At 66.9% G+C, this 7,683-nt stretch carries 3 protein-coding genes; all 3 read left to right on the top strand.

Features of this window, described 5'->3' with window-relative positions; all coding sequences use genetic code 11:
- A partial coding sequence (locus RKP46_RS04920) for an HAD-IC family P-type ATPase (protein WP_311105591.1) occupies positions 1–2,520 on the top strand: 2,520 nt, incomplete at its 5' end.
- A 61-nt stretch (positions 2,521–2,581) separates the two neighbouring features.
- Positions 2,582–5,344, top strand: coding sequence for a hypothetical protein (locus tag RKP46_RS04915; RefSeq protein ID WP_311105590.1), 2,763 nt, complete (start codon positions 2,582–2,584; stop codon positions 5,342–5,344).
- Positions 5,331–7,683 (top strand): isoprenylcysteine carboxylmethyltransferase family protein (locus tag RKP46_RS04910; protein ID WP_311105589.1); only part of this gene is annotated, 2,353 nt, incomplete at its 3' end. The genes RKP46_RS04915 and RKP46_RS04910, both read left to right, overlap by 14 nt.

Here is a 7,683-nt window from a genome sequence, read left to right as displayed (position 1 = left end):
CCGCTGCGCCGTTTTGCCCTGCAGTTCGTCCAGCCACTGGTCGTCGTTCTGCTCCTCGCCGCCGTGGTCACCGCACTGCTCGGCGAATGGGTCGACGCCGGCGTGATCTTCGGTGTCACCCTGATCAATGCCATTATCGGCTTCATCCAGGAAGGTCGGGCGGAGAATGCGCTGGCCGCGCTCAGCCTGGCGGTGAGCAGCGAGGTCACCGTCCTGCGCGCCGGCAGCAAGCAGCGCCTGCCGTCGGCCGAACTCGTTCCCGGCGATGTCGTCCTCGTGGCCGCCGGCGACAAGGTTCCCGCCGACCTCCGCCTGTTCCGCAGCAAGGACCTGCAGGCGATCGAGTCGGCGTTGACCGGAGAATCGGCCGCGGTCAGCAAGCATGGTGCTGCTTTGCCCGAAGACACGCTGCTCGCCGATCGCTGCAACATGGCTTACGCAGGAACCGTCATGATCAGCGGCCAGGGTGCAGGACTCGTCGTGGCCACCGGCGACCGCACGGAAACCGGGCGCATCTCGCGCCTGATCGCCGAAGCGCCCGACTTGACGACGCCGCTGACGCGCAAGATGGCCAGTTTCAGCAACTGGCTGTTGATCGCGATCAGCCTGCTCGCCCTGCTCACCTTTGCCGTCGGCCTGCTGCGCGGCGAAGCCGCGTTCGAAATGTTCATGGCTGCCGTCGCGCTGGCGGTTGGCGCCATTCCGGAAGGTCTGCCGGCGGCGATGACCATAACCCTGGCGATCGGCGTCTCGCGCATGGCTCGCCGGCGGGCAATCATCCGCAAGCTGCCGGCAGTCGAAACGCTGGGCAGCACGACGGTGATCTGCTCGGACAAGACCGGCACGCTGACCGAGAATCAGATGACGGTACGCGAGATCCATGCCGGCGGCGTGCAGACGATGGTCAGCGGCAACGGCTACGCGCCGAACGGCAAGCTCGGCGACGGACAGGAAATCAGCGGTGCCTTGCGCGAATGCCTGCTCGCCGGCGTCCTCTGCAACGATGCGGCGCTGCGGCGCAGCAACCGCCACTGGGAGATCGTCGGCGATCCGACCGAAGGCGCATTGCTGGTCACCGCGCGCAAGGCCGGGCTCGACGAGCGGACCTTGGCCACGATGTTTCCCCGCCTCGACGAGATTCCTTTCGATTCGGCGCGCCAATATATGGCGACGCTGCACGAGATTGAAGGAACGCGCATCGCCTACTTCAAGGGCGCGCTGGAACAGTTGTTGCCGCGTTCGCAGAGCATGCTCGACGCCGACGGCACGGTCGTCGCTCTGCGCCGTGCCGAAATCGAGGGCGCGGCGCGCAACATGGCGGCGCAAGGTCTGCGTGTGCTCGCCGTCGCGCGTCGCTTTGCCGCCGAAGCAGCGACGCTGGACGCCGCTGACGCGGCTGACGGCCTGCAGTTCGTCGGTCTGCTCGGCATGATCGATCCGCCTCGTGCGAAGGCGATCAGCGCGGTTCGCGCTTGTCATGCAGCGGGAATCGCAGTCAAGATGATCACCGGCGACCACGCGGTCACTGCGTTGTCGATTGCCCGCCATCTGGGCATCGCGCAGGCCGGCGACAGCGCGCTGACCGGTCGCGAGCTGGCGGCGCTCGACGACGACGCTCTGCGCACCGTAGTCAGGAGCACCGCGGTCTTCGCGCGCGTCGAACCCGAGCAGAAGCTGCGTCTGGTCCGTGCGCTGCAGGCCAACGGCGAGATCGTCGCGATGACCGGCGACGGCGTCAACGACGCCCCGGCACTGAAACAGGCCGACATCGGCATCGCCATGGGCCAGGCGGGGACCGAAGTGGCCAAGGACGCCGCCGACATGGTCCTCACCGACGATGACTTTGCCAGCATCGAGGCGGCGATCGAGGAGGGACGCGGCGTTTTCGACAATCTGGTCAAGTTCATCACCTGGACCTTGCCGACCAACTTCGGCGAGGGTCTGGTGATCGTTGCCGCCGTCCTTGCCGGCGCGACGCTGCCGATCACGCCGCTGCAAATCCTCTGGATCAACATGACGACGGCAGTCTTCCTCGGCCTGATGCTGGCGTTCGAGCCAATCGAGCACAGCGTCATGCACCGCCCGCCGCGCCCACCCGGCCAGCCCATCCTCGACCCGGCTCTGGTCTGGCGCATCGTTCTCGTCAGCGTGCTGCTCCTCGCCGGATCGTTCGGACTTTTCCTGCTTGAACTCGAGCAGGGAAACTCGCTCGCCGAAGCCCGCACGGTCGCCGTCAACGTCTTCGTCGTCGTCGAAGCCATGTATCTGTTCAATTGCCGGTCGCTGACGCGTTCGGCCTGGCGGATCGGCGTCTTCTCCAACCCGGCGATCTGGTACGGCGTTCTCGTCATGGCACTCCTGCAAGGACTCCTGACCTACCTTCCGCTGATGAACCGGCTCTTCGCTACCGCCCCGATTGGCGTCAACGAGTGGCTGGAGATCGCCGCCGTCGGCATCGTCGCCTTCGTCGTCGTCGGACTCGAAAAGCGCATGCGCACGCGCCGCCGAGTTGGCGCCTGAGCGACCGATCCTGTTACAGTCCGCCCTGACCGCGCCTTGACCGTCTGCCCGGGAGAATGAAATGCCGAGGATCGTCGCCGTCCTCCTGATCTTGCTGGCCTGCGTACCGTTGGCGCACGCCCGCTCGCGCGATCTCGGCCCGATCCCGATTGACGGTTCGACAGCGCAGGCGACCTTGCCGGAACGCCAGAAGCGCGTCATCCGCGAACTCGCCTGCGGCGTCGAAGCGACCTTCATCCGCCACAAGCTGAGCCTCGCTGAACGCCCGAACGAGATCATGATCGCCAAGGCGGCGGTCCTTGCCGGGCTGATCGACCGGCACCTGCAGCCCTGCGCCACGACGCAGGTCTTCGCCATCAGCGAGTGGGAAAACCTGCTGCCCGAGGGGCCGGCGCTCAAGGCAGCGATCGAGACGCTCGACCAGGACCTCAACAAACTGTTGCCGCCCGACCCGGCGCGCCCGGGCGAAGTCGCGGAGACCATCCGAGGCAGGCTGAACGCCTTTGCCGCGCAAGTCTTCGGGGGCGTTTGCGAGGCAGTCGTCACGCGCGTCGAGCCGCGCATCGTCGCGCGCGGGGGCAGCGGCGAGCGAGTCGTCGAATACCGGGTGAGCTACTCGCTCAGCCCCGCCTGTCTCGCCCGCCAGATCAACTCGGTCATCCTCGACCGGCGCTTCGTGCGCCAGGGCAACCCGGGTTCGAGCGGCTTGCCGTGTCACCTGTTCGGTTCGCCGCCGGAAGCCGACTGGGACATGGCGGTTGCGCTGCTCACCCGACTCACCTTCCTGCTGCGCCAGGCGGCAACGCTGACGCCGCCGAGTGCGGAAAGCGCCGACGCGATCGACAAGCTGCAGACCCGCCTGCTCACCCTGAGCGGCGGCAAGGCGCAGGAGGTTCATCCGCTCTGGCATTGCGGCAATCCGGACAATCAGTACGGCAGCGCGCGCGACCGCCTGGACGACAACAGCTTCTACGACCCGGACCTCGGCCGCGACGTGGACGGCGACGCCGAGGGTTCGGATACGGGCGACGACTTCCTCGACTTCCTGGCCTTGCTGCTCCTCTTCCTGGCGCTGATCATCGCCGGCGTCGCTCTCGCGCTGCTTGCCGCGCTGCTCGGCGCAATCGTCGGCCCGCTCGTCGCGGCGATCATCATCACGCTGCTCAGCGCGCTGGCAGTCGCCGCGGAAATTCCCCAGATCGCCCTGGGCGCGCTGTTCGGTGGCGTCGAGGAGACGGAAAACCACCTGTTCATGCAGAATTCCTCGAAATATCTGAAGAACCAGATGCTCATCGAAGACTCGGCAGCGATCGGCGACAGCGACGCGGTCGCCGACTATCAGGCGTACAACCGGGAAATCCACGCCTGGCTGATGCAAAGACTGCAGCGCGTCACCGACGAGGACTTCGCGGAATTCAACGCCAAACCCTATGGCCGCCTCAGCTTCACCGCACTGCTCAACCTGCACGACTTTTCCTGCCAGGCCGGCGTGCCCGCGTGTTCTGCCGACGACGCGCAGCTCATCACCGGCGTTGCCGTCGTCGGCGACCTCACCGCCGCCAAGATGGCGCTGGGCAGTAACCAGGGCAGGCGCATCGTGCCCTTCCGCCGCCTGGCGCACGCCAACACCGACTACACGCTCGGCAAGCTGGAAAAGGATCACAGCAAGCGCGCGGCCGTCCGCTCGCTGTTCGAGCTTTCCGGCCTTGCCGATCACCAGATCGCCGCAATGCAGCTCTGGGCCGGGCAGACTTTGCACGGTCCTGACGGCCACGCCAGCGAGGACAGCCTGGCCGAGATGATCTGGGAGGCGACCTCGGCCTACACACCACACCGCCTGCTGCTCGACCTGGCACTGGTCAAGGGCGCGTGGACGCAGACGCTGCGCCACGCCGGCTGGGAGCGCTACAGCAGCGGCAAGGCGTGGCTGATCACCGCGGGCGGCAGCGAGAGCGGCTACGCGCAGGGCTTGCGCACACCGACCGGGACGATCTACCCGAGCGCCTTCATCAAGTGGACCGACCGTGGCGCCGGCGTGCCGACCACGCTGATGGTCAGCTCGGGCAAGCGCCTGCCCGCCTGCGAAGCCACCGGAAGCTGCCGCGAGCTGCCGCCGGCGCGCGTCGAGCAGCCGCTCCGGCAGGATCGTTTCGCCCACTTCATCCGCTTCGAGGGCAAGGTCGTGCGCTGGAAGATCGACCAGGAGGACGAGCCGATGTCGTTCAACGACAACTTCTGCGTCCACGGCTCGTTCGCCTGCGGAATCAACCTGCAGATTCCCGACTTCCTGCGCGCCTGCATGGTCACCCACGACTCCGCCGCGCTTCCCGCCGGTCGACGGTTTTCGCTGATCGACTCAGCCAACTGCAAGGCGTGGGATAACGGCGACGCAGGCGACGACTTCTTCGTCGTCGTCTACGAGCAGGCGTGCGCCGGCAGCAGCGACTGCGCGGCAGATAGCAAGTGGGGCTTCATCGAAGTAGTGCCGCGTACGCCGGCGGCAACCAGCAAGGATCTGCATGACCAGGTGCTCGCCGCCAACGCCGCGAACTTCGACGAAATGGCGAGCAAGTCCGGACTGGGCACTTTCACCTATGCTTCGCGCACCAACGGCATCATCAAGTTCGCACCGCATGGCGCGTGGGTCAGCGAAGCGGGCGGCGTCGCGCAGGCGCACGGCGCGCTACCCGCCTGGCCACGTGCGCAGGGCGACGTGATCAACCGCACCGGGACAGCGAGCTACACGATCCGCAACCCGCGTACCGGCGAAACGATGAGCGTGGACTTCAGCGATCAGGAGAAGCCAAAACGTGCGTTGCCTTGACTTCCTGAAGGGCCTCCTGCTGCTCGGCGCAGCGCTCGCCGCACAGGCGGAAACCGTCGTCACCGCCTGCGGCACCGACAACGCCGCCGGTGGAGTCAACCTGGTCAGCGCGCTGGCTACCGGCGGCGACATCCGCATCGCCTGCGCCGGCGGGCCAAACGAAATCAAGCTCACCGGCGAGCGCGTGCTGAGCGGCGCGACGACGATCGATGGCGGAGGGGCGACGCTGAGCGGTACCGGCAACGGCGTCATGTTCGTCCCTGCCGGGCCAGCCCGGCTGACCCTGCGCAACCTGACGCTGAGCAATCCGCCGGCCAACCCGGCCGACCCCAACATCTTCACCGGTATCGTTTATGACCGCAACGACCTGGCGGTCGTCGAGTTGAACAAGGTGACAGTGACCGACACCCGCCTGCCATTTGCCGTGCGCAAGCTCGTCGCGCGCGCCAGCACCTTCGCTCGCAATGGCGACGCCAGGCAGCCGGATTTCGGCGTCGTCATGGCCGGCGAACTCGAACTTGAGCAAGTCGCTTTCCGCGACAATCTGTCGCGACCGTTCCACGCGCTCTGGCGCAGCGATCCTGTGACCAGCGGGCGGCAGATCTCGGCGCAGGTGCGCAAGTGCAGCTTCGAGCGCAACAAGCGACCCGCTTTCTGGGCTGCCGGCGAACTCGTCATCGATCAATCGAGCTTCACCGACAACGGCGACGTGCTGCCCTTCGCCGCCGGTGGGCGTGGCTGGCTGTACGCCAACCGCATCTACCTCGAACTCGCCCGCAGCGCCGCCGGCGCGGTCGAAGTCGCCTTTGCCAACGCGACCATTTCGCGCAGCAGCTTCAAGAACAACCGCGGCATGCTCGGCGGTGCCATGCTCGCCGCGCGCTCGACGCTGACGCTGCAGTCGTCGGACTTCGAGGCCAATCACGCGCTGTCCGGCGGCGCCCTCGCCTACCTCTCGCCGGCCGGCAGCAATCCGCTGAACGCCCGCCTGCGCCTGCGCCTCGGGCACGTCAAGCTGCGCGACAACCAGGCGGCCAAGGACGGCGGCGCGCTGTTGCTGCTCGGCGACGTGGCGGGCGACGCCGTACAGATGAGCCGCAACAAGGCGGGTGAATCGGGCGGCGCGATCGCCTTGGTCAGCGCCAGCGCGTCGCCCATGGAGGCAGTGCCGGCAGATGTCGGCAAGGACTTGCCGGCGCCCGGCAGCCAGCCCACGCGCCTCGAACTGACGCGCGTCTTCGTGCTCGACAATACTGCCACGCAGCACGTGATCGATGCTGGCGCGGGAATCGTGCGCCTGGGCAACGCGCTGCTCGCGCGCAACGTGAGCACCGCCGGCGGTGCGGCGCTCTTCGCGCAGAACGTCGAAGTTGCCAACAGCACGCTGATCGGCAACCAAAGCGAGGGCTTGCACCTGGCGCCGGGCGGCACGGTCGGAGCAAGCATGGCGAACGTGATCGTCGCCGGCAACCAGGGCAACTGCGCGAATGCGCTGGCCACGCTGAAGCTCGCGGGCGCCAACCTGCAATACCCGGATGCGGGCTGCGGCGCGACGATCCCGGTCGCCGATCCATCACTCGACGCCCGTTTTGCCCCGACGATGTCCAGCCCCGCACGCAATGCGGGCAGCCTGGCGATCTGTGCCGCGCACGATCTGGTCGATGGACGCGACCTCTACGGCAATCCGCGTAGCGGGGCAAGCTGCGCAATCGGCGCCATCGAAGCCGACCTGGTCAACGACCTGATCAGGAAGGTCGGCGCCGAGAGGTTTCCCTGGCTGCTCTTCGGGCTCATCGTCTTCCTGCTCATCTGCCTGCTGATCGGCATCGTCGTCGGGTGCTGCCGGCGGCGAAAGAAGAATGCGAGCACGGCATGCGAGGCAGCGTTTGGCCGCCGCGGCGAAGGCTACGTCTTCGTGCAGATGATTCTGCTCGCGCTCGTCTTGTTCGCGCCAAGTTCCTGGCCCGGCGCCGCCTGGACAGCGCCCTGCACCTGGCTCGGGAAACTCTTTGGCGGCGCCCTGCTGGCGATCGGCATCACCATCGCGCTGCTCGCCTGCGTCCAGCTCGGCAAGAACCTGACGCCCTTGCCGCAGCCGAGGAAAGACGCCGTACTGGTAGTCAGCGGCATCTACCGCCTCGTCCGGCATCCGATCTACAGCGGCCTGATCCTTGCCGCCTTTGGCTGGGCGCTATGGCTGAACGGCTGGCTGACGCTGGGCTACGCTCTGTTGCTCCTGATCTTTCTCGACATCAAATCGCGCCGCGAGGAAATCTGGCTCGCAGAAAAATTCCCCGAATACCACGCGTATCGGCAACGCGTGCGCAAACTGCTTCCCT

This window comes from Accumulibacter sp. (assembly GCF_031732815.1).
GTDB lineage: Bacteria > Pseudomonadota > Gammaproteobacteria > Burkholderiales > Rhodocyclaceae > Accumulibacter.
Note: the sequence above shows the minus strand (reverse complement) of the source record. Positions and strands in the feature narration are given on the sequence as shown.

Coding starts and splice junctions, on each gene's coding strand:
- RKP46_RS04915 (WP_311105590.1), top strand. CDS start 2,582: ATGCCGAGGATCGTCGCCGTCCTCCTGATCTTGCTGGCCTGCGTACCG.